This window comes from Paenibacillus monticola (genome assembly GCF_009664975.1).
GTDB lineage: Bacteria > Bacillota > Bacilli > Paenibacillales > Paenibacillaceae > Paenibacillus_AQ > Paenibacillus_AQ monticola.
On record NZ_WJXB01000014.1, the window covers coordinates 13249 to 35957 of the forward strand.

18 protein-coding genes are annotated in these 22709 nt (G+C 46.7%); 12 read left to right on the forward strand and 6 right to left on the reverse strand.

Annotated features, from left to right (window positions below; all coding sequences use genetic code 11):
* Positions 1-112: 112 nt before the first annotated feature.
* Positions 113-475 (reverse strand): Na-translocating system protein MpsC family protein, encoded by a 363-nt coding sequence (locus tag GJB61_RS25875; RefSeq protein WP_154121926.1) that lies wholly within the window; start codon positions 473-475, stop codon positions 113-115.
* Between the two features lie 155 nt (positions 476-630).
* Complete coding sequence (locus tag GJB61_RS25880; RefSeq protein ID WP_154121928.1) at positions 631-1386, reverse strand: AraC family transcriptional regulator; 756 nt, start codon at positions 1384-1386, stop codon at positions 631-633.
* Between the two features lie 299 nt (positions 1387-1685).
* On the opposite strand from GJB61_RS25880, the gene GJB61_RS25885 reads away from it, so the two are divergent.
* The 10 genes from GJB61_RS25885 to GJB61_RS25930 all read left to right on the forward strand — a co-directional run bounded on the left by GJB61_RS25885 (position 1686) and on the right by GJB61_RS25930 (position 16298).
* On the forward strand, positions 1686-2828 hold the full coding sequence (locus GJB61_RS25885; protein ID WP_154121929.1) for a BMP family ABC transporter substrate-binding protein: 1143 nt from the start codon (positions 1686-1688) through the stop codon (positions 2826-2828).
* Positions 2829-2919: 91 nt separating this feature from the next.
* Entirely contained in the window at positions 2920-4482 is a 1563-nt protein-coding gene (locus GJB61_RS25890; protein WP_154121930.1) for an ABC transporter ATP-binding protein, read from the forward strand.
* Positions 4475-5521 (forward strand): ABC transporter permease, encoded by a 1047-nt coding sequence (locus tag GJB61_RS25895; RefSeq protein ID WP_154121932.1) that lies wholly within the window; start codon positions 4475-4477, stop codon positions 5519-5521. Before GJB61_RS25890 ends, GJB61_RS25895 begins: the two co-directional genes overlap by 8 nt.
* The gene (locus tag GJB61_RS25900) at positions 5518-6456 is read left to right on the forward strand and encodes an ABC transporter permease (protein WP_154121935.1); all 939 of its coding nucleotides are present in this window, start codon (positions 5518-5520) and stop codon (positions 6454-6456) included. Before GJB61_RS25895 ends, GJB61_RS25900 begins: the two co-directional genes overlap by 4 nt.
* Before the next feature lie 41 nt (positions 6457-6497).
* A complete protein-coding gene (locus GJB61_RS25905) occupies positions 6498-7454 on the forward strand; it encodes a nucleoside hydrolase (RefSeq protein WP_154121936.1) in 957 nt (318 codons plus the stop codon).
* 2 nt (positions 7455-7456) lie between these two features.
* Positions 7457-8860, forward strand: coding sequence for an ADP-ribosylglycohydrolase family protein (locus GJB61_RS25910; RefSeq protein WP_154121937.1), 1404 nt, complete (start codon positions 7457-7459; stop codon positions 8858-8860).
* A 508-nt stretch (positions 8861-9368) separates the two neighbouring features.
* Positions 9369-10130, forward strand: a complete 762-nt coding sequence (locus tag GJB61_RS25915) for a methionine ABC transporter ATP-binding protein (protein WP_338116145.1) — start codon at positions 9369-9371, stop codon at positions 10128-10130.
* A complete protein-coding gene (locus GJB61_RS25920; protein WP_154121939.1) occupies positions 10123-10785 on the forward strand; it encodes a methionine ABC transporter permease in 663 nt (220 codons plus the stop codon). Before GJB61_RS25915 ends, GJB61_RS25920 begins: the two co-directional genes overlap by 8 nt.
* Before the next feature lie 42 nt (positions 10786-10827).
* A complete protein-coding gene (locus GJB61_RS25925) occupies positions 10828-11664 on the forward strand; it encodes a MetQ/NlpA family ABC transporter substrate-binding protein (RefSeq protein ID WP_154121940.1) in 837 nt (278 codons plus the stop codon).
* A gap of 398 nt (positions 11665-12062) precedes the next feature.
* Positions 12063-16298 (forward strand): glycosyl hydrolase, encoded by a 4236-nt coding sequence (locus GJB61_RS25930; RefSeq protein WP_154121941.1) that lies wholly within the window; start codon positions 12063-12065, stop codon positions 16296-16298.
* Positions 16299-16408: 110 nt separating this feature from the next.
* Here GJB61_RS25930 and GJB61_RS25935 read toward each other — a convergent pair whose 3' ends face one another.
* From GJB61_RS25935 to GJB61_RS25950, 4 genes are all read right to left on the reverse strand, one after another.
* Positions 16409-18931 (reverse strand): ABC transporter permease, encoded by a 2523-nt coding sequence (locus GJB61_RS25935; RefSeq protein ID WP_154121942.1) that lies wholly within the window; start codon positions 18929-18931, stop codon positions 16409-16411.
* Positions 18928-19626 (reverse strand): ABC transporter ATP-binding protein, encoded by a 699-nt coding sequence (locus GJB61_RS25940; protein ID WP_154121943.1) that lies wholly within the window; start codon positions 19624-19626, stop codon positions 18928-18930. Before GJB61_RS25940 ends, GJB61_RS25935 begins: the two co-directional genes overlap by 4 nt.
* A 94-nt stretch (positions 19627-19720) precedes the next feature.
* On the reverse strand, positions 19721-20755 hold the full coding sequence (locus GJB61_RS25945; RefSeq protein ID WP_154121944.1) for a sensor histidine kinase: 1035 nt from the start codon (positions 20753-20755) through the stop codon (positions 19721-19723).
* Complete coding sequence (locus GJB61_RS25950) at positions 20755-21438, reverse strand: response regulator transcription factor (protein ID WP_154121945.1); 684 nt, start codon at positions 21436-21438, stop codon at positions 20755-20757. Before GJB61_RS25950 ends, GJB61_RS25945 begins: the two co-directional genes overlap by 1 nt.
* 233 nt (positions 21439-21671) lie before the next feature.
* Here GJB61_RS25950 and GJB61_RS25955 point away from each other — a divergent pair, with 233 nt between their 5' ends.
* Together GJB61_RS25955 and GJB61_RS25960 are read left to right on the forward strand one after the other, a co-directional pair.
* The gene (locus tag GJB61_RS25955) at positions 21672-21974 is read left to right on the forward strand and encodes a LiaF transmembrane domain-containing protein (RefSeq protein WP_154121946.1); all 303 of its coding nucleotides are present in this window, start codon (positions 21672-21674) and stop codon (positions 21972-21974) included.
* A gap of 57 nt (positions 21975-22031) precedes the next feature.
* Positions 22032-22709: a PspA/IM30 family protein gene (locus GJB61_RS25960; protein WP_154121947.1), complete on the forward strand. Its 678-nt coding sequence runs from the start codon at positions 22032-22034 to the stop codon at positions 22707-22709.

Sequence of the window (22709 nt, forward strand, 5' to 3'; positions counted from 1 at the left end):
AAATCGAGATGTAGCCGACTATTCTGAATAACAATTACTTGCGGGTAAATAGGCGGGTTAACATGACGAGAAGTAGGCTATATTAAAATCCGCGAGATAAATCCCGGTTCATTTATCCGTTCTCGGCATCCGTGATAACTAAAGTACAAGCCCATGCAGTTTGTGGATCATAGTCCCGTAATACGCCAGTGACGGGCAGGTTCATTTCCTCGGACAGCTTCTTCTGGATTCTACGTTTGAATTCCTGATGCAGCGCGGCATCTACAGATTGCTTCAGCTCCGGATAATGCTCCTCAAGAGCACGCAGTGCGGTAACCCGCTGATGCTTCACCAGAAACATAATCATCGTTTCATTAACGGCATCAATCTTAAGCTGTGTCACTCCAACACCGTACAACTCCTTGTGAACTTCATTGTAGCAGCGGGAGAGCTTCTTCTTAATTTCATTAGAGGAGAGAAGCACAACAATCGACAAGAACTTCACTTCCCTCTGGTGAAATCTCGATCAGGCAACAAGCGTGTTACTAAAACTTACGCATTGGAGAGTGATTAGTGGCAAAAAGTTAATGGATGTTAAATTTAATCCTTATTATAAGTCAAATTCCTGAAAAGTAAATGATATATGTTACATTATATAACTTTGCTGTGAATTCGAAAAGCGCGTGGGGAGAGACCGATCTCGCGTTTGAACATATTGCAGAATTGGGCGTCATTCACAAAGCCGGCTGCAGCAGATACTTCAGAGATGTGCATCTGAGTGTGTCGTAGCAGTGACTTGGCATAATCAAGGCGTTTTATCAGAAGATAACGGACTGGGGAAGAGCCAAACCGCTCTTTAAAGATATGCCGGAACCGGTCATAGCTATACCCTGACATTTCAGATAGTGTGGTGACCGACAGTTTATAACGGTAATGCTCATTCATGTAGTTCAACACATATTGTACCCGGTCTTCAGAGGGAGAGCGGAAACCTGCTGCACCGAGCAGCCGCTGTAAATGAACGGTAATCTCGCTCATCTGCAGGTTCAATAGCTCAGCAAATCCCTCACGCTTGCGCATGAACTCTTCTTTCATCCGCAGGAGTGTCTGCAACACGGTCTGCTCCTTGTCATCCTCGTAGACGCCGGACAATGTATTCATATTCGGATTATCGCAGTGAAAGCCTACAAACAGAACCTCTGCTTCCGGCTGATGGTTTTCGTCATGCTTATAATTGGGAGGGATAAGGGCAAATGAGGATGCCCGGAAATGATAATTTCGCGGACCCACGTTTGAGGTTCCCAATCCCTGTATATAGTAAACCAGCTCATAGCATTCATGCTGATGCGGTGGGATATATGTGTTAGGTTCATGCACTGCACTTACAATATATAGAACACGATCCATATTGATCCTCCCTCATTTTCATGATTTAGCCGAATCGTACAAAAATATGACCGAAAATATATAATTTTTTGCAATGATATTTGTTATGATCTTAACAATTAAACCGAAGGTTCGCAACCTGACTGGCCATCTCGTTCGGGAATTAAGCGGTTTATCTGGAAATATAACATCATGATGTCCGATTTTGAAAGAAACTGACCAATACTTATGTTCTTACTGATTCTGCATCTATTTAATAAGCTCAAGCTGTAATATCCAAAGCACATAACCAACTAACAAATAGGGGTGTGAAGAGAATAATGAAAAAGAAGGTTCTAGCTTTATTGTTATTGGTGGTAATGGTCTTGGTCACTGCATGTGGGAACAATGCGTCGAATAACGAGGCAAATTCAGCAGCGAACGCTGGCAACAATACGGCAGATGGCGGAGAAGCTGCCGCTGGAGCACTGAAGGTCATCTTGCTTATTCCCGGCACATTGGGCGACAAATCATTTTTTGATGCAGCCAACAGTGGTTTGCAAAAGGTAAAGGACGAGCTGGGTGCAGAAACGAAGGTTATAGAGATGGGAACCGACAAGACAAAATGGGAACCTACCTTTAACGATATTGCTGCCGAGGATTGGGATGTTATTATTTCCGGTGGATCGGAAATTACCGAGATGTTTAACCTGACAGCCGAAGCGAATCCGGACAAAAAATTTATCAATTATGATACTGATATTGAGGAAGCACCAGCCAATATGTACAACATGTCTTATTCGACAAATGAGGTCTCTTTTCTAGCTGGAGCTGTAGCAGCATTGACTACGCAATCGGATATGCCTAATGCGAATGCTGAAAATGTGATCGGTTTTGTAGGTGGTATGGATATCCCCGGGATTAACGCCTTCTTGGTAGGATATATCCAAGGTGCACAATATGTTGATCCTGAGGTGAAAGTAGCGGTATCTTATGCAGGCGATTTTGTGAATCCGGCGAAAGGCAAGGAACTGTCCCTCATTCAATATAACTCCGGGGTAGATGTTATTTTCAACGTTGCGGGTGGTACAGGACTTGGGATTTTTGATGCAGCTAAAGAGAAGAATGAATATGCGATCGGGGTCGATTCTGACCAAGCGATGCTGATTAAGGATACGGATAGTGAAAAAGCTAATCTGATCGTCACTTCGGCCATCAAAAAGATTGATATGGCGATTCTTGGTGCAGTGAAGGGAATACAGGACGGTTCCCTGACGATGGGCAAACGTGATGTATTGGGCTTTGTTGAAGACGGAGTAGGTATTGCGGACAATGAGATTTATAAGACGGTGTTCCCGGCGGATCTGCAAGCCAAGATAGAAGAAGTGAAGCAAAAGCTGATCAGCAAAGAAATTACAGTCGACAATGCCATGGGCATGGAAACCTCAGAGGTAGAAGCTATCCGCAATGCGGTTAAACCTTAAGTCTCTTATATCATAGACAAGCCAATCACACATGCTCTGGCTATAAGCAGCAGTTGGAGGGAGACCCAAGTAGGGAAGGTGTTGAAGACTCATGCAGAATGCACTCCTGGAAATGCGGGCAATAACCAAAGTGTATCCTAATGGCGTCGTTGCCAACAAAGCTGTTCATTTTTCTTTGTGCGAAGGGGAGATTCACGCCATTGCGGGTGAGAATGGTGCCGGCAAATCGACTCTTATGAAAATCATGTTTGGTATGGAAGAGCCAAGCGACGGTGAGATCTATATTAGGGGAGAAAAAGTGAAGCTGCAATCGGCACAGGATGCTATCGATAGAGGGATCGGCATGGTTCATCAGCATTTTATGCTGGTGCCCTCTTTTACTGTAGCAGAGAATATGGTGCTTGGTATGGAGCCGCGTAGGGGCTTGGGATTTAATGAGGCTGAAGCCATCCGTATGACCGAAGAAACCGCGCGAAAATATAATTTGACTGTGAATCCGAAGGCTAAAGTAGAGGATCTCACGGTCGGCATGAAGCAGAAGGTGGAGATTCTGAAGGCTCTGCTGCGCGGCGCCAAGATTCTGATTCTGGACGAGCCAACAGCGGTGCTGACCCCGCAGGAGACGGAAGAGTTATTCCGTGAACTGAAGCAGCTGAAGGAGCAAGGACATACAATTGTTTTTATCTCGCATAAATTGAAGGAAGTCAAAGCGATTTGCGATCGGATTACGATCATGCGCGGCGGCCGGACCGAAGGTGTCTTTCAGACAGCGGATGTAACGGAGCAGGAGATCTCACGCTTGATGGTGGGCCGGGACGTCGTCTTGAAATATGACAAAGATAGTCCGTCTTTTGGGGAGCCGATGCTCACTGTTCAAGGACTGAGTGTGAATGACCCGCAGGGAAAAGCGTTGCTGTCAGATTTGAGCTTCACGGTACGTGCCGGACAGATTGTCGGCATTGCCGGCGTTGAGGGAAACGGGCAGACGCAGCTCATTGAAGCTCTTACAGGCGGGCTAAAAGGAGTCTCCAGTAACGGAGTTGTTACAGTAAAAGGTGCGGATATTCGCGATTCGGACCTGTTGGAGATTCGTAATCTTGGCGTTTCCTATATCCCGGAGGATCGGATGCGGCAAGGCTCCGCGGGAGATGCCAGCATTGCCGATAACCTGATCTCCACCCGTTACCGCTCCAAAGACATGAATAAGGGAATATTTCTGAAGGGTTCCAAAATTTCCAGCCTAACAGCCTCGCTCGTGGAGGAATTCAAAGTGCGCTGCTCAGGAACTGCACAGCCAATTGGGATGCTGTCCGGGGGCAATATGCAGAAGGTAGTTGTAGCCAGAGAATGCTCTACCAGCCCGGAGCTGCTTATTGCTGAGCAGCCTACCCGGGGTGTTGATATCGGTGCAGCCCAGTTCATTCACCAGAAGCTGCTGGAGCTGCGTGCTGCCCAGTGCGCTATATTGCTGGTGTCAGCGGATTTGAATGAAATTCTGGAAATTAGTGATAGTCTGCTGGTGATGTATGAAGGGCAGATTGTAGCCTATTTCGAGAATCCAGCTGCGGTTAGCGAAGAGGAGCTGGGGCTCTATATGCTGGGAATTCAGCGGCAGGACGAGCAGGACATCAGGAGGGCGGTGAATCATGTTTAAAGTCAAATATTTCGAGGTCATCCGGACTTCGGCAGTTATCGTGATTGCACTTGCTATTGCCTTTCTGATCATCTCGCTGGTTAGTGATCAGCCGGTAACAACGATCGGTATTTTCCTATTAGAGCCTCTATCGACGAAGGGGCATATTGGTAATGTTATTGAAATGGCAATTCCGCTCATGTTCACGGGTCTATCTGTATCCCTGCTGTTTCGGGCAAATATGTTCAACCTGGGTGCTGAGGGGATTTTCTATTTCTCTGGTGTTGTAGCTTCAGTACTGGCCATTCATTTGACTCTAAATGGCTGGATGCATCCGCTTGTGGCTATTGCTGGCGGTTCCATTGTAGGCGCACTGTTGTCTGCCATACCTGGGATACTCAAGGCAAAGTGGAATGCGAATGAACTTGTGACTTCCTTAATGTTCAATAATATTCTGTTTGGAGTAGGTCTATATTTGCTGAATTACCATCTGCGTGATGCCAAGGCTTTTGCTAATGTATCTTTTAAATTTCAGGAAACGGCTCATTTAAGCAAAATAGTTCCAGGCACACGTATCCACACCGGACTTATCATTGTATTGGTTCTTATCGTTGTGGCCCATCTGTTTCTCTACAAAACCAAATGGGGCTATGAGCTGCGGATGACGGGTGCAAACCGCGAGTTTGCCCGTTATTCAGGAATAAAGACGGCAAAGGTTATAATTCTGGTTCACTTGATCGCCGGTTTTATGGCTGGCATGGGCGGATCGGTTGAAGTGCTGGGGATGTATAACCGTTTCCAATGGTCATCGCTTCCCGGCTATGGCTTGGATGGCGCGCTTGTAGCCATGCTGGCGAAGAACAATCCACTGGCGGTTATCGCTTCCGCGTTGTTCCTGGCCTATATCCGGATTGGTGCCGATCTGATGGCACGCCTGTCTGATGTACCATCCGAGATGATCTCCATCATACAGGCAGTCATTATTCTGCTCATTTCGGCGGAGCAATTCCTGAAGTTCTGGAAGAACCGGATGCTGCTGAAGGAGGCGAAGGAAGCATGAACAGCCTGCTGAGTGTCATTCTGACGACAGACTTTGCGTTCTCCTTGCTTCGGGTAACTACACCGATTCTGTTTGCCGCGCTGGGTGCACTAATCTCCAACCGGGCTGGAATTATTAACATCGGGCTGGAAGGCATTATGTTAGTCTCGGCATTGGCCGGAGTGATTCTGAGTGCATATACGCACAGTGCATGGATAGGGCTGCTGGGTGCAGTGCTGGCTGGAACGATGATCGCGGGGATTCTCGCTTTTTTCACCTTGAAGTTCAAGACTCATATCATTCTCGGCGGTGTAGCGATTAATATGTTCGCGTCAGGTGGTACGGTCTTTATCCTGTATCTGCTTAGTGGAGACAAAGGCTCTTCCACTTCTTTGGCAAGTAAAGTGCTGCCTAGTGTGGAGATTCCATTGTTGAAGGATATTCCGGTGCTTGGACCTATTTTTTCGGGGCATCACATCTTGACGTATGTCTCTATTCTGTCTGTATTTGTGGTGTATTATCTGCTCAATCGTATGTCGCTTGGCTTGCGTATTCGATCCGTAGGAGAGAACCCGCATGCGGCGCAGTCGGTAGGTGTCAGTGTTATTAAGATTCAGTATACCGCCCTGCTGCTGAGTGGATTTTTTGCCGGATTGGGCGGTGCCTATATGTCGATGGGTTATTTGTCCCTGTTCACCCGTGACATGATCGCTGGCCGGGGTTGGATTGCTATTGCGGCGGAGTCGATGGGCCGGGGGACGACACTCGGTACGGCGCTGACTTCGCTGTTGTTCGGTGCGGCTGATGCGCTCTCGAATGCACTGCAGGTGCTCAATATTCCGGCGGAGCTCATTGCAACACTTCCTTATGTAGCGACGGTGGTTGGACTAGTCATTTATGCTGTATCTGAGACACGCAAAAAGAATAGAAAGCTCAAAAGTCCGCTGGCGAAATAGTGGAGAGCAGCTTATAGATAAACATAAAAGGAGCGACAACTATGCCTATACCCATTATTATCGACTGCGATCCGGGGCATGATGACGCGATTGCTATATTGCTGGCGCTTGCGCATCCTGAGCAACTGGATATCCGGGGGATTACAACGGTTGGCGGGAACCAGATTCTCGACAAAATAACAGATAATGCACTCAAGGTGCTCAGCTTTGTGAATGCAGATATTCCTGTAGCCAAAGGAGCAGCGGCGCCGCTGCTTGGAAAGTTGGTTACCGGTGAAGTTGCACACGGAGAATCCGGGATGGATGGACCCAATCTTCCGGCAAGTAAATTCCGGCCGGTGGAGCAGGGTGCTGTGGAGTTCATGCTTAATATTATCCGTTCTTCGCAGGAAAAAATTACATTAGTGCCGACCGCACCTTTGACTAATATCGCTCTGCTCATCACCGCTTATCCCGAGGTTAAGGATAGAATTGAGAAAATATCGCTGATGGGTGGCGGACTTTCTCACGGAAATGTGACTGCGACCGCGGAGTTTAATATCTATGTGGACCCGGAGGCGGCCCGGATCGTGTTCGAGTCCGGTATACCGATCGTTATGAGCGGCCTGGATGTAACGGATAAGGCGGCTATTTTTGAGGATGATATTGTGGAGCTGAAACGCCGTGGTCCTGTATCGGTCATGGTAGGTGAGCTGCTTGATTTCTATTCAATCTATGGTAGAAAAATGGGATATGTCGGCAACGCGCTGCATGATCCTTGTGCCATTGCTTGGTTGTTGCACCCCGAACTGTTCCAATCAGAGCAGCTTTATGTCACGGTGGAGACCGAAGGCAAGCTGACGCGGGGAATGACAGTTGCAGACAGAAGGAAGAAACCGGAGTACGCAGCGAATACGGAGGTACTTCTGGATGTGGACCGTCAAGCCTTCATAAAGCTGATCTTTGACGCGTTGGAAAGACTTGACCAGCAGCAACTGCACTCCGCTGAGGGGAACTAGCCATGGCTGGCTGGGAAAGGCTTCAGGAGACCGTCCGGCTGGAGATGGTTCAGCGTGGGGAAGAAGGCTGCCGCATCAACGGCTTTGCGGAAAAGCTCGCTGCCGCCGGAGAGGATGAAGCGCAGCTGATGCAGGTGTATAGAGAGCTGAAGGCGCTGTCCGTGGCGGCGGATTTCCGATACCAGGAGCCTTCGGCGCTGGAGGAGATTCGGCGCCTGCGCCCGGAAGGGCCGCGTAAGCTGACGGCGGAATGGACTGCTGCGGAGTGGCGCGATAAGTTCTACGGCGCTTGGCTAGGGCGGAGCGCGGGTTGTGCGCTCGGGAAACCACTGGAGTATTTGGACTATCTGTATGGTAAAGAGGGCCGCCCGGGCTGGGAGAATGTAGAACTGTGGTTCCGCGGTGCCGATGCCTGGCCGATTACCGGCTATACGCCGGAGCATTCACGGGCTGAGGCGGAATACGGCCTCGGATTGAATGACTGGTCACCTACTCTAATGAGTACCCGGGAGAGCATCCAGTTTATGGAGAGCGATGATGATATCCGTTACACCCTCCTAGGACTTCTGCTATTGGAGCAAAAAGGTCTGGATTGGGATTCGTGGGATGTAGGTAAGCTGTGGCACCAGCATCTGACTTACAGCCAGGTGTGCACGGCGGAAACGCAGGTCTATATGAACTTCGCGCAGGAGACCTCTCATCTGCATGGCGACAAGCCTGCGGATTGGCCGCATCGTCTGGAGCAGATGCGAATGTATTTGAATCCTTACCGCGAGTGGATTGGTGCAGCCATCCGCGCCGACGGCCTGGCCTATGGAGCGGCCGGCCATCCTGAGCTTGCGGCTGAGCTTGGCTGGCGCGACGCTTCCTTCTCGCACGTGAAGAATGGCATCTATGGCGAGATGTTTAATGCGGCGATGATTTCCGCCGCTTTTGCGGAGAAGGATAACGAGCGGATCATAGAGATCGGGCTCAGCGAGATTCCGAGTACCAGTCGACTGGCGAGTGATGTGCGGCAGGGAGTGGAAATCGCGAAGAAGGCCAAGAGTGAGCGTGAGTTGGTCAGCAAGATTTGGGATTCCTTCAGCCATTATGATGCGGTACATACGAATAATAATGCTGCACTCGTTGCCGCAGCGCTTATCTATGGCGGCGATGATTTCGAGAAAGCCATTGTCACCTCAGTATATGGAGGAATGGATACGGACTGCAACGGAGCTACAGTCGGCTCTATTATGGGCGCGAAGCTTGGCGCAAGCAGCCTACCGCAATCTTGGATCGAACCGCTGCATGATACGCTGTATGCTGATCTGCCCGGATTCCATCCGATTGCGATTTCGGAATGTGCGGAGCGGAGCTATCAGGTGTTCCTGAAGATTCGTGGGGAGCTAAGTGGGAAGTTATAAAAGTTAGCTGGTAGGATAAAAGTTCGGAATAATAAGAGGGATGTTCCAAAGCCATGTGGGCTGAGGGGCATCCTTCTTATTGTATTAGAGGGAAGATTTATGCCTGTGCTCCATTCGGTCAACTCTGGACACCACTTTTAGGAGCTAAATCATGTGTTTTTTACAACATTTCTTCCGAAAATAGCCCACTATAGTTGCATTACTGTTTAAAGTACAACATTTCGTTCCAAAATGGACTCCACAGCGAGTCAAAGTTGGATTTGATACAGCATTTGCTTTCTGTGGAGTAGATATGGGAAGTATTGTTGGATTATATACATCAATATCACACTAGACTGAGCTCTGGGATGTTGAGCTCGTTACTCAATTTCAGAAAAATGATGACACAGTGAGGAAAATGCCTTATTATTTAAAGAGATTTTTGATAAAACAGTTTTTAAATAATTGTAATACAATAATTGGGCAGAATAGGGGCTCATTACAGTCAGGACAGGAAGGGGGCTTTGGCATCCTAGAACTGAGTCGGGTAAGCAAAAGCTTTAAGCTGAAGGCTGGCATATATCAGGCGGTTGACGATGTATCTATAGAGGTTAAGGCGGGGGCAATTTATGGCATTATCGGTGCAAGCGGAGCTGGAAAGTCTACGCTGCTGCGGATGATTAACCTGCTGGAAGTGCCGGATTCGGGTACGGTTACTGTAGACGGACACATTCTGACAGAGATGTCGGACAAAAGGTTGCGTAAGGAGCGGCAAAAGATCGGGATGATCTTTCAGCAATTCAATCTTGTATATAACGTGACGGTCAGTAGAAATGTCGCTATCCCGCTTGAACTCGCTGGTCTACCGAAACGTGAACGGATCAATCGTGTGCAGGAGTGCCTCGATTTCGTCGGTCTAACGGATAAGGCAGAACAATATCCTGCCCAACTGAGCGGAGGCCAACGTCAGAGAGTAGCTATAGCCCGCGCGTTAGCGAACAACCCCAAGCTGCTGCTCTGTGATGAACCAACTTCTTCGCTCGATCCGGTGACAACGGCAGATATACTGAATGTGCTGAGGCACATCAATGAGAGCTTTGGTGTAACGGTAGTGATTGTTACGCATGAGATGGATGTGGTCAAAACCTTATGCAGTCACATATCCGTGATGGAAAGCGGAAAGATCATTGATTCATTCTCCCGGGAAGACGGTGGCTTCCAGCCCGCTGCGGTCAGCTCTGGCTCGTATCGGGATCAGATTCTCGGCAAAGCGGGGGAAGCTCATGTTTGAGAGCGCCATTCAATATCAGGCACAGATGTGGCAAGCCATCGGCGAAACCTTTGTGATGGTGGGAATGTCGGTTGGAGCAGCGCTATTGCTGGGCCTTCCGCTTGGGACGCTGCTGTTTTTTTACCGGAAAGGCCAGCTCTATGAGAATAGGTTCTTGTCCTTGGTGCTCAATAGTATTGTCAACATTGTCCGTTCATTTCCATTTCTACTGCTGGTCGTTGCATTGATTCCAGTGACCCGGTTCATCGTAGGGACGGCGATTGGTACCATGGCTGCAACGGTTCCATTATGTATTGTTGCGATTGCGTATTACTCACGTCTGGTGGAACAATCTTTGCTGGAGGTTCCCAAAGGAACGATTGAGGCGGCCTTATCTATGGGCGCTTCGAAGCTGGGACTTGTCTTTAAATTCCTGTATGTGGAGGCTCGTTCGGGACTGGTGCTTGGTCTGACAACCTCCACGATCAGCTTTATTTCCTTCTCGACCGTGATGGGGGTCGTCGGCGGGGGCGGAGTTGGTGATTTCGCCATTCGTTATGGTTATCAGCGTTTCGAGACTGAGGTAATGGCTTATGCCATTGTTGTAATGATAGTACTGGTGCAGCTTGTGCAGTTCACAGGCGGCACCCTGTCCAGACTGCTGGATAAACGGTAAGCAGAAACTATTTAGAATATAAAATGGAGGTTAGCCTTACTTATGAAAAAATCAATGATATTGGTACTGACACTAATGGTGATCCTCGTTGCAGGCTGTGGAGCGAACACGGCATCGAATACGAATACAAATAGTACAGCTGAAAATAGCGGGGAGCCTATCAAACTAAAGGTAGCCACACTGATTCCGCCAATGACGGATATTCTGGATATTGTGAAGCCACTGCTGAAGGAAGACGGCATCGAGCTTGAAGTTGTTGTACTGTCTGACAATGTGCAGCCTAATGAAGCTTTGGCAAATAAGGAAGTCGACGCTAACTTTTTTCAGCATGTGCCTTATATGGAGCAATTTAATGCCAGCAAAGGTTCGGAACTAGTATCCATTCAGCCCGTTTATAATGCCATTTACGGCGGGTACTCCAAACGTTTTAAGGACATAGCTGTTCTGCCGGATGGAGCCACGCTAGTGATGGCGAATGATCCGTCGAACATTGGGCGTTCGCTGGAAATGTTCGAAGCAGCTGGATTGATTACCCTGAAGGAGGGCGTAGGCATCAAGGCTACGCAGGCAGACATCACTGACAATCCAAGGAAATTTAAATTTGCGGAAGTCGATTTGCTAATGCTGGCCCGTATGCTGGATGATGCTGACCTAGTGGCGATGACACCTGCTTACGCCAGTCCGCTTGGGTTAACACCCAAGAAGAATGCCTTGATTACGGAATCCGAGGATGCCAAATTCGCGATTACATTGGTTGCCCGCAGCGATAACAAGGATACCATTGCTATTAAGAAGCTGGCCGAGCGGATCAGTGGCCCAGAAGTGAAAAAATTCCTGAAGGACAATTACGCGGATATCGCGCTGCCGGCTTTTAAATAAAGATATAAATATTAGCTAGTCAGGCTTATGTAATAAAACATGCAAGCTTTCCGATTTATGGGGAGCTTGTTTTTTTTTTTTTAGAGCATAGGGAAATCCAGTGGGAGGTAGATGCAAAGTAGATTTAATACTTTTTTGTCGTATTTTGTTTGTGTATTTAACTAAAATATAAATAACAAAAACACAATGCAAAACTAGAAAAGTAAATTGGAAACATATCCATATGATATTTCGCTCTGTATAATATATTATTAAGCGCTTACATTATAATTAATTAGTAATTGTTACTGCTTTATTACAAGTATTACTAAAAATACGAAGAAAGAGGGCGATAACAAAATATTATTTTGTTATTTAAGACGCATAAACACCATTAAAATATACTTGGGAGGTTATTTATGAAAGTTTCAACAAAATGGCTAGCTTCATTCATGGCGGCGGCCATGATTGGAACCTCGCTGGCCCCGGCCTATGCGGCAACAACCGGAACAGGAAACATCACCTCTTCTGTTTCAGATTTGCAGGGACACTGGGCGGCTGCGGACATTGGTAAATGGATGAATAACGGCGTCATTAGCGGATACCCTGATGGAACCTTCCAGCCCAATAAGAGTATCAACCGCGCTGAATTCGTAACGATCATTAATCAAATCTTTGGTTTCACTGCTGCATCGGCAGTCAATTTCACTGATGTCTCAGCCAGTACCTGGTATGCACAGCAATTTGCTATCGCTAAAGAAGCTGGCTACTACGAAGGCTTTGAGAAGGGTCAAGCACGGGCAACAACAGAGATTTCCCGTCAGGATGCAGTAACTCTGCTTGCGAGGGCCTTTAGCCTGGGGAGTGGAGAGAATGCGACGTTTGCCTCCTCCTTTAAAGATTCAGGCGATATTCAAAAGTATGCGTTGGATGCCGTGAATGCCTTCGCGGGTAAGATCAGCGGTTATCCAGATGGTTCGTTCAAACCAAAAGGTGAAATGACACGTGCCGAAGCCGTTACGCTGCTGGATCAGCTAGTAGCAGGCTATTATACAACGACGGGTAGTAGTGAAGCAGCGACGATTGATGGGAGCGTTATCATTAATCAGGATGGGGCAAACCTTAAGGGAGCGACTATCAACGGCAACTTGTATCTCGCTCCCGGCATCGGCAACGGTGAGGTCAAGCTTGATGGTATAACTGTAAAAGGAACCACTTTCGTATGGGGTGGTGGTGAGCATACGATTACTTTTAATAATGCCAAGCTTGGTAAGGTAGAAGTTAATCGTCCAGATGGTTTAGTCCGTGTGCTGACAACGGGTGCAACGCAGATTGATAGTATCTCAATTGAGAGCAAGTCGCGCCTAGAGCTTGGCGCAGGCACCAAGGTTGATAGTGTCTTAGCAAATAATGCAGTCGCTTTGCTTATCGCAGATGGGGCCTCAATTTCAAACTTGACGGTCAACCAAGAGGCAGCGGGTACGACGATCGCCGGTCAAGGCAATATCACGAACGCAATTATTAAGGCTGCGGGCATTACGGTAAACGGTGCAGTTATATCTGTAGGAACAATTGCTGTGGTAAATGGTGTATCGGCGCCGATTACGGCGGGCGTGCAAACACCAACGCCTACGACGAATAACGGCTCTGGAACTGTAACTCCGGCACCAACACCTATCGTCGACTTCGTCGATATGAATGCTACAGCCGAGACTAGATCTCTTTTTGCTTATCTGGAGGATATCCGTGGGAAGCATATTTTATTTGGACAGCAACATGCTACGACAGAAGGGATGTCGATCACAGAAAAGAATGGCACCCAATCTGACGCGTACAATGCTGTTGGTGCTTATCCTGCCGTTTTCGGTTGGGATACCCTAAGTCTCGAAGGGCATGAGAAGCCAGGAGTGTCTGGTAACTTTGAGCAAAGCCGCGATAATCTGATCGATGTTATGAAAAAGGCTTATGCCCAAAATGGCGTGCTGAACCTGAGTTCGCATATGCCAAACTTTGTAACGGGTGGAGATTTCTACGATCTTAAAGGAAGCGTAGTTTCGACTATTCTGCCAGGTGGCTCCAATAATGAGAAGTTTAATCTCTTTTTAGACAACATTGCGGATTTCGCCAATCATCTTAAGACTGACGATGGTCAGCCGATTCCGGTTATTTTCCGTCCATTCCATGAGCAGAGCGGTAGCTGGTTCTGGTGGGGTGCTGCTTTCACGACCAAAGACCAATACAAAGAACTCTACCGATATACGGTGGAATATCTGCGTGATCAAAAAGGTGTACACAACTTCCTGTATGCCTACTCGCCAGGGGGCGGCTTCGGAGATAATGAAGAGAAATATCTGGAGACTTATCCAGGCGATGACTATGTAGATATACTTGGCTTCGACAGCTATTACAACGGCGAAGGCCAAGGTTGGTTCGACAGCGTCGTTAAGGAAACCAAGCTTGTCTCTAACATTGCCGATCGGAAAAATAAGGTAGCAGCGCTCACCGAGTTCGGATATCAGAAGATGCAGGTAAGCGGAAATACAACGCCTGACTTCTATACCCGCTTGGCCGCTGCTTTGAAGAGCGATCCAGACTCCAAACGTATGGCTTACATGCTGACTTGGGCGAACTTTGGTGCGGCCTCCATCTATGTGCCGTATCCAACAGGTGACCCCACGAAGGAACATGAAATGCTGGCGGATTTCAAAGCGTACTACAACGATGATTATTCGCTGTTCAGTGACGGTGTAACCGGCGCTTATAACCGCAATGTAAATGCGGCAGTCGAAAAACCATTCATGCACATCGCCTCCCCTACGAACCAAGGTACGATCAGTACGAGTACCACGAAGATTCGGGTACGTATTTTGAATGAAACAGCGGCAAGGGTTGCGTACTCTGTGTACGGCTCTACAACCGAAACGCCGATGACGCTCGACGCGGAGGGCTTCTACTATACGGCAGACTGGTCGCCGGCAGCCAGCTTGAATGGGAAGATGACCACGATTACTGTAAAAGTGTATGATGCAGACAATACGATTCTGCAGGAACAAACGAATACGGTTTTTGTGAAAATCGCTGAAGTATTACTGCACTCCTACACGTTTGACGAAGATATTGCAGGTATCCAAAATAATGGAGGTTATCAAGCAAATATTTCCTCTATCGCGCACCAGACACTGGATGGCAATGGGGTGCTTGCTTTGAGTGTTACCAATGCCGTTTATAGTGATACCTGGCAGGAGATGAAGCTGGAGCTGACCAACGCCAAATCGGTCGTCAACAGCGACACACTCACGGATGTTTCCCGCGTCAAATTCGATGCATGGGTTCCGGTAGCTGCAGGCAGTCCAGAAGCAACCCCAAGTCTACGTGCCGTTGTTCAACTGCCGCCAGATTGGGATACTAAATATGGAATGGAATCACAGGTTGCATTCTCAGCTATGCCGAAAGTGACGATTAACGGCGTGGAGTATGTGAAGTACTCAGCAACTATAGATTTGCCGGATGTTGCCAAACGCGAAGCGGCAAGCGATATTGCGCTCTCCCTGGTAGGAAGTGGGTTGGACAGCGGGAATATTTCCTTCCCCATGTATATTGATAACATTCAACTCTATAGCACGTATGTAGAAGCTAGCTCTGATCCAGCTGTCGTTGACAATTTCGAAGACTATCTGGGAAGTACGCTCGCACTTCAGACCAAGTTTGTTCATGCTGGTGGCGATATTGCTGCAGCTTCGCTGGATGTGGGTCATAAATATAGCGGAAGCTATGGAATGAAATACACGTACACTCTGGGTGGCAATGGATACACGGGTATTACCAAAGCGATGGGCGGTGCAGACTGGTCTGGATTCAATGCTCTTCAGTTCTGGTACCAACCGGATGCTCTAGGTCAGAAGCTGGTGATTCAGATCAACGCCAATGGCAAAACCTATGAGTATTATCCAGATACTACGACAACAACAGCACAATTCGTAACCGCCAAATTCAGTGATTTTAAACCGGCTAATGGGGCCACAGGTACTTTAACCAAGTTGAATCTAAATGCGATTCAGGCGTTTTCGATTTATACGAATGCTGTACCAAACGGTACAACACTGACATCAGAGATGTATTTTGACGATATCAAAGCGGTGAATGATCCTGATGCTGGAACTGTACCGAACGGCAGTGTCGGCGGTGGAATTACCCTTGGCACGCTGTTTAACTTTGACGATTCCCTACAGGATTGGACATTTGGCCAAAACACCGTAGGGGCAACAAACCTTGCCAACTCTACAGATGGCAGCAGCAAGGTACTCAGCGTTGATTTTCCGAACTTTTTTCCAATGGATGCCAACTTTGAGCTGAATTACATTGGCAATAAGGATCTGAGTAGCGGGAATATCCTGAAGCTGAAAGTCCGGATCGCAGCCGGTTCAGCTAAGGCTAAGCTGTTCATCAAAACGGGTGGCAGCTGGGCATGGGCCGATTCAGGTGAATTTGCGCTGACGACCGATTATCAGTGGATTACCCTTAATTTGGACGGCAAGGACGTCAACCAGAACACGATCGACAAAACGTTGATTCAAGCGATGGGGCTTCAAATCTCTGCACCGAGCGGACCGAGCTCCCCTCTTACGGTTTATGTGGATGATATAACCTTGGAGTAGAGCTGGAGTGAATTACAGATTTAAAATACTTAATACACAAAAGGACAGGCCCAAATATTATCGCGGGCCTGTCCTTTTGTGTATTCAATTAAATTTAGCTTAAGGGTATGCTAGTCGACTTCTCTAAGCCTTTCGACAATAGTGGCCTTGTTCAATGTCTTGTAGGCACTCAGAGTTACCGTGTATGCAATGGCTAATAGAATAGGTATGACCAAGATAAACGGCAACCAGCTCATATGAAATACCGTAAAAGCCAAGATCCCAGTTATATTTTTAGAAATACTATAGGTAATCAGCACGCCCAAGGTAGAAGTGATAGCCACGGTCAAGAGTACGTTGTACAGTCCTTCGTATACCAGCATTTTTTTAAGTTGTTTCTTGGTCATGCCAATACTTTCCAGTATGGCAAATTCATTTCTGCGAGAGATGACTCCCGTTAGGACGGTATTAATATAATTTAGCACACCGATGAGCGCAATAACAAAACTGAGACCGTAACCTACCGTTTGGAAAATGCGGATGAATCCACCGAGTTCCTGCTTATAATCTTCTCTGGATTTAAAACTCAGCTCATCGATAGGATCAGTAAGAGCTTTGGCCGCTTCTTCCACCTCGCCCAGCTTGGTCGGATCGGCGTGGATAGTGGCCGAGAGGATCTTGGAAGGATTTTTCCCTATAGGTAGTTTCTTGTTCAGTTCTGAAGAAGGAAGAAATACATTATAACCGTTTGCTGAATAAGATTTTGTAGTTGCAGCATATAGGCCATTATAAGGTAACACTGCCATTACTTCATAGCTTTTACCTAAGGTTTCGTAGGTGATTTTGTCACCAGGATGATAATAGGTTGCGTTTCTATCCTCTGGTAAATTGCTTTCGGTAATCATTGCGTAATCTCCAGACATAAATTTTTGCTTGTTGAATGTGCCTTCGAGGAGGTCCTTCTTTACCCAGTCAAGCCAACCTGTATCTAGTCCATAAAAATTAATGAAAATAGCTCCGTTTTTAAGTGTATAGATAATACCAGGATCTGGTGAAGCAACAAACGGTTGTAATACAGAACGAATAGCTTCATCTAATGGATAGAACTCGTAATTGAAATATACCTTGTCAACACTCTTCACATCGGGTATTTTGCTTAGGGTGCTGCAGAATGGTTCGGAGAGGGCAAGCGGATCACCTCGTTCTCCTTCATGAAGGATCATCGCCTCATTGTTCACCACAAAATCTCCAGATATAAATGAACTTAAGTACTTGTTAATATCCAATGAGGAAATCACCGTAAAGATTATGCTGAACAAGATAATACTTAGAGAGAGAGAGGACAGCATAAGCAGCAGCTTTTTTTTGTTTCTAAAAAGATTGGAGAACGCCATGCTGTATATTCTGGCTCCATGTTTGGTTTTTTTCGAAATCCTCCTGCCGTTGCGGGTTACCCCAACGAACTTCACAGCTTCCACTGGGGAAATCCGTGCAGCGATCCTGCTCGGCTTACTGGCGGCAATCCATACTGTAAGATAAGAGAATAGGGCTGCCCCTAGGAAAATGAATGGATTAGCCGAATAAGAAGTTTCTACAGTCTCACTGGAGAGAGAGTTTGCCATAGGGGTAATCAACTGCCCAATGACATATCCAATCACCATTCCGATCGGGAGGGCGATTACGTATAGCAGCTTGGCCTGAATAGATATAATTCTCTTTAGTTGTCGCGGCGTGGTTCCGATTGTCTTCAGCAAGCCATAGAACTTGACGTCCCGCACCACAGAGATATAAAAAATATTATAAATAAGTAAATATCCACTAAGCATAATGATAAAGACGACAGCCGCATAAGGGATCAAGTTCATGATATTGTCGGATAGATAAGCAGTGGAGTAGGCCCAATTCACTCCAATGGGGGCATCCAATCCCGTATCAGCCAACACTTTGTTCAGCTTCTTCTCAATGTTGATGGAATTGTTAAACATCACACTTAAATCTGAGGTATTAATATTAGTACCGTCGATCTTGGAGATTAGCGGATCGATGTGGGCTAAGTTTTTCTTAGCAAAAGCCTCAGAGACGAAAGCCATTCCCGCCAGAGCCAAATGCTCATCCGCTTCGTAGTACCCTGACAGTATAAAGTCCTGACTTATGATCTGCTTTCCAATCTCAATATCCAGATGTAGCCGCTGACCCAGCTCATGCTTCACGCCTAATTTGTCCAACTCCCAAGTATTCAGAACGATTTCGTTCTCTCCGGAAGGCAGTCCGCCGGCAATGAAGTTAACAAACGAATGTTTAGCATAGCTTTTATCAATCTGATGAACCTCTATCCGTGTATCCTTGAAGATAGGGTTGCTAACCGTTCCAACGCTGAGAGAAATCCCATATTGCCGGATAGAGGAGTGTTTCTTCAGCGTCGCTACCTCAGATGGGGTCAGATATTTGAATCCTCCATGAAAATCAGTCCCGACGGTTCTCATCTGAGTATATTCTGACGATTTGCTGAGGCTGAAGGATAAAGTGAACATACTGGTAATCAAAAGCGTCGTCAGTACAATGGCACTAACAATAGCAAGACTTCGTGACTTATTGGCCTTTATGCTTTTGAAGGCAAGGCGCCGCACGATCTTACGGTTATTCGTTTCGATCATAATGGAGGTACCTCACTGGCTAGCGCGTTGCCAGAAACTATCTTTCCATCCTCAATCCGGATAATCCGGTCCGCACTCTGTGCAATACTCTCGTTATGCGTGATCATTACAATGGTTTGGTTGAATTTCTCACTCATCTGCTTCAATAGAATAAGCACTTCTTGGCTAGTCTTGTTGTCCAGATTACCTGTGGGTTCATCCGCCAGGATAATGGACGGTTTAGTAGCCAGAGCTCTGGCTATCGCTACCCGCTGCTGCTGTCCTCCCGAGAGGTTGGAAGGCAGGTTATGTACTTTTTCTTGAAGACCCAAGGTTCGGATAACTGTATCGAGATACTCCTTGTCTATCTTGCCTCCATCCAGTTCGATGGGAAGTACAATATTCTCTTGTACATTAAGTATTGGAACTAGATTGTAGCTCTGAAATACGAATCCGACCGATCTGCGCCTGAAAATGGTTAACTTCTCATCGCTCATCTTATAAATATCATGCTCATCCACATAAACCTTGCCTTCTGTAGCTCGATCGAGACCGCCGAGCATATGCAGAAGTGTACTTTTCCCACTGCCGCTAGTGCCGACAATGGCCAGGAATTCACCCTTCTCCACCGATAGCGACACGTCATCTAGAGCCTTAACCGTTTGTTCACCTTTCCCATAATACTTCTTTAGATTTTCTACTTTTAAAATAGGCATAAGCTTTCCCCTCCAATGATGGTCCTTATTTACCACTAAAGGTAGCAAATAAAACTGACAGGATCATGTCTGAAATCTGTCGGTTTGGTCACATTCAGAGGTTAGACAAGAAAATAGAGAATACCGTGCCCCTGCCAAGGACAGAGTCAACTTTAATGTGGCCACCTTGTGCGGTGATAATCTCCCGAGCTAGAAATAAACCAATACCTACACCGTCGATTTCACACACATTATTTCCTCTGTAAAACCGCTTGAATATATGTTTGAGCTCCTCAGGCTCGATTCCTATGCCCGTATCCGAGATATCAATGCGTGTGAACATTTCATTGCTCTCAGCTGAGAGATGGATTTTGCCGCCTTGCGGTGTGTACTTCACCGCATTCTCCAGTACATTGAATAACGCTTCACTTGTCCATTTGAGATCATAACAGGCTGAGATTAGAGCGTCACAGGTTATGCTAATGTTGATACATTTACTTTCCGCTTGGCTAAAGACTTGGGCTACGCTCTTGGTAATCATCTGATTTATGGGATGTAAAGCAATTTCAAACGAAATCATCCCCGTCTCCAGACGGGAGAGCTTAATCAAGGACGCAATCAGCCAATCCAGCTTTTGGGATTGAGCTTGAATACTGTTTATGAAGTGCCTATTTTCCTCATCTAGTCCAGGTTTCTCCGCTAAGAGCTGGCTGTATACCATAATGTTGGACAGAGGTGTTTTGGTCTGATGAGAGATATCGGAGATAAGTCCTTTGATTTTGTTCTTTTCTATGATTATGTTCTGTTCATTGGATCTTGAAATGTCTATGTACCGCATTAGTTTATGTTCCATTAAGGACAGGTTTGTCTCTTCATAATGGTTACTTATTTTCCGGCCATTGATAGCACTATCAACCAAATCATCCATACTCTCCGTGAAGGCGTTAATCTGTCGTCTGAGTGACCAGACCCATGTGGCTCCGGCTGCTATGATGCAAGCTATAAACAGGGAGGATATCCATAAAATTCTGAGATTGAATCCAATAAGAATAATGATAGTGCCTGTGTAAATGAAGACAAGCAACATTAAAAGCAGCGAAAATATAAAGTTGACCTGTTTGGAGTGACGTACTTGCCCATCTTTGTTCATTAATTTTGCCCCTCTGCCCACATATAACCCAAGCCATAGATGGTTTTTATATATTTTGGAGTAGAGGGTTCGTCTTCAATTTTGGCCCGCAGCCGTTTAATGGCTACCGTCAGGGCATTCTCATCCACAAATTCCGCTTCTTGGCTCCAGATCTTGTCGATCAGTTGTTCTCTAGTTAGAATGTTTCCGGAGTTAACCACCAGAATCTTTAGCAGCTTCTGCTCGGTTTTGCTCAGTACCAACTGGCGGTTGTGCTTGTAATATTCCATCTTTGCGAAGTCAAAGGTTAGAGGACCTATCGCAGCTTTATTCTCACTGTGCAGATCTGTTCTTCTGAGAACAGCCAATACTCTGGCGCGCAGGATCATCAGGCTGAACGGTTTAGTGATATAATCATCACCCCCCAGTTCAAATCCCATGACAATATCCGACTCCATATCATTAGCGGTCAGAAAAATAATCGGTACCTTTGATGTTTTGCGGATAGTCTCGCAGTAATCCAGACCACTACCGTCAGGAAGGTTGATATCCAGAATGATCAAATCAATCTTAATGGATGAGAGGAATTGCTCCGTCATAGCTAAAGAATAGGCTTGTTCTATAACTAGATCATTCTGAGAAAGCGTTAAGGCGATTCCCTTATTCAAACTTCGGTCGTCTTCAACAATCAGTATTGTCTTCATAGGCGGCTCTCCTTCGTAATACGTAAATCCTATTGCATCAGATATCTAAAGTAAGTATACACTTCCAAATATTTCTTCGGAAATGCTATTTAATGCTCCCATGTGGTCTGCAGTCTCATAGCCTCCCCGACTAAGGTCCAGTACTAAAAACCGTCTGTGGTCTGTTTTGAAAATCAATGGATTGCTCTAGAATAAGGTTATAAGGTTGAGGACAACGAAAGGCGGTGAGAAAAATGCAAAGAAGAAATGGAAACGGATTGGCGATTGTGCTGATTGCAATCGGAGCAATTATGCTGATGGGAGTATTACCTCATCTAATTCACGGAATCTTCGGAATCCTGTTCCCGGTATTGATGGTGGCTCTCGGATATTACGGAATTAAGAGCGGACACAAAATTATCGGCTGGGTGGTGCTGTTCATTGGTATCATGACTCTGATCTCGAAGCTTTCCTGGATCATCGGACCACTGCTCGGTATAGCGCTGGTGGTTTGGGGGATCTCAGTATTGAAGGGCAAGAGACGCGGTACTTATTAAGAAGATCAATAATGTAGAAGTTTACTTAACTTAGAAGCAGGGAGGGAGCAGGAAATCATGAGTGTTTTTCGCCGCATGAGGGATATTACCGTAGCTAATCTAAATGAACGTCTGGAACAAAGCCAAGACCCCGTAAAGCTGATTGATCAGTTTCTCCATTCAACCCGTGAGGAAATTGGTGAGGCTGAGAGATTGTATCAGCAATACGCTTCCCATACGAAGCAATTGCAGCAGCAGGTGAATCAGGCGACAGCCATGAGAAACAAACGTGAAGAGCAGGCACTGCTGGCATTGAAGGCCGGTGAGGATAATCTGGCGAAGCTGGCTTTGCAGGAAAAGATCATTCACGAGGAAAAGCTGGAGCAGTACAGCGGGCTTTTGGAGCAGAGTCAACAATCACTTTTTGATCTTGAAGGTCAGCTGAATGAGCTGAAACTAGAGTATCAGACGGTGTACAGCAAACGTCAGTATTATGCAGCACGAATGGAGTCGCTGCGATTGCAGCAGCGCATGAATCAAAGAGCTACAGCATACGGCAACAGCGGTGACGTTCCCAAAATGTTCGGACGGCTGGAAGACCGGTTGACTGACTGGGAGCTTGAAGCGAAGAGTCTGAGCGACCTGCGCCGGATGGGGCAGGAATATGTAGTGCAGGCTGGAGAGACAGTAGCAACTATACTCGAAAGAGAAATGGCTCGCCTAAAGGAGAAATTGAACAATGGCGGAAAGGAGTAG

What these genes read in the sequence shown, in the direction of transcription:
- GJB61_RS25925 (WP_154121940.1), top strand. Translation starts at nt 10,828, where the DNA reads ATGAAAAAATCAATGATATTGGTACTGACACTAATGGTGATCCTCGTT.
- GJB61_RS25920 (WP_154121939.1), top strand. Translation starts at nt 10,123, where the DNA reads ATGTTTGAGAGCGCCATTCAATATCAGGCACAGATGTGGCAAGCCATC.
- GJB61_RS25940 (WP_154121943.1), bottom strand. Translation starts at nt 19,626, where the DNA reads ATGCCTATTTTAAAAGTAGAAAATCTAAAGAAGTATTATGGGAAAGGT.
- GJB61_RS25905 (WP_154121936.1), top strand. Translation starts at nt 6,498, where the DNA reads ATGCCTATACCCATTATTATCGACTGCGATCCGGGGCATGATGACGCG.
- GJB61_RS25950 (WP_154121945.1), bottom strand. Translation starts at nt 21,438, where the DNA reads ATGAAGACAATACTGATTGTTGAAGACGACCGAAGTTTGAATAAGGGA.
- GJB61_RS25900 (WP_154121935.1), top strand. Translation starts at nt 5,518, where the DNA reads ATGAACAGCCTGCTGAGTGTCATTCTGACGACAGACTTTGCGTTCTCC.
- GJB61_RS25955 (WP_154121946.1), top strand. Translation starts at nt 21,672, where the DNA reads ATGCAAAGAAGAAATGGAAACGGATTGGCGATTGTGCTGATTGCAATC.
- GJB61_RS25945 (WP_154121944.1), bottom strand. Translation starts at nt 20,755, where the DNA reads ATGAACAAAGATGGGCAAGTACGTCACTCCAAACAGGTCAACTTTATA.
- GJB61_RS25930 (WP_154121941.1), top strand. Translation starts at nt 12,063, where the DNA reads ATGAAAGTTTCAACAAAATGGCTAGCTTCATTCATGGCGGCGGCCATG.
- GJB61_RS25890 (WP_154121930.1), top strand. Translation starts at nt 2,920, where the DNA reads ATGCAGAATGCACTCCTGGAAATGCGGGCAATAACCAAAGTGTATCCT.
- GJB61_RS25880 (WP_154121928.1), bottom strand. Translation starts at nt 1,386, where the DNA reads ATGGATCGTGTTCTATATATTGTAAGTGCAGTGCATGAACCTAACACA.
- GJB61_RS25895 (WP_154121932.1), top strand. Translation starts at nt 4,475, where the DNA reads ATGTTTAAAGTCAAATATTTCGAGGTCATCCGGACTTCGGCAGTTATC.
- GJB61_RS25935 (WP_154121942.1), bottom strand. Translation starts at nt 18,931, where the DNA reads ATGATCGAAACGAATAACCGTAAGATCGTGCGGCGCCTTGCCTTCAAA.
- GJB61_RS25885 (WP_154121929.1), top strand. Translation starts at nt 1,686, where the DNA reads ATGAAAAAGAAGGTTCTAGCTTTATTGTTATTGGTGGTAATGGTCTTG.
- GJB61_RS25910 (WP_154121937.1), top strand. Translation starts at nt 7,457, where the DNA reads ATGGCTGGCTGGGAAAGGCTTCAGGAGACCGTCCGGCTGGAGATGGTT.
- GJB61_RS25960 (WP_154121947.1), top strand. Translation starts at nt 22,032, where the DNA reads ATGAGTGTTTTTCGCCGCATGAGGGATATTACCGTAGCTAATCTAAAT.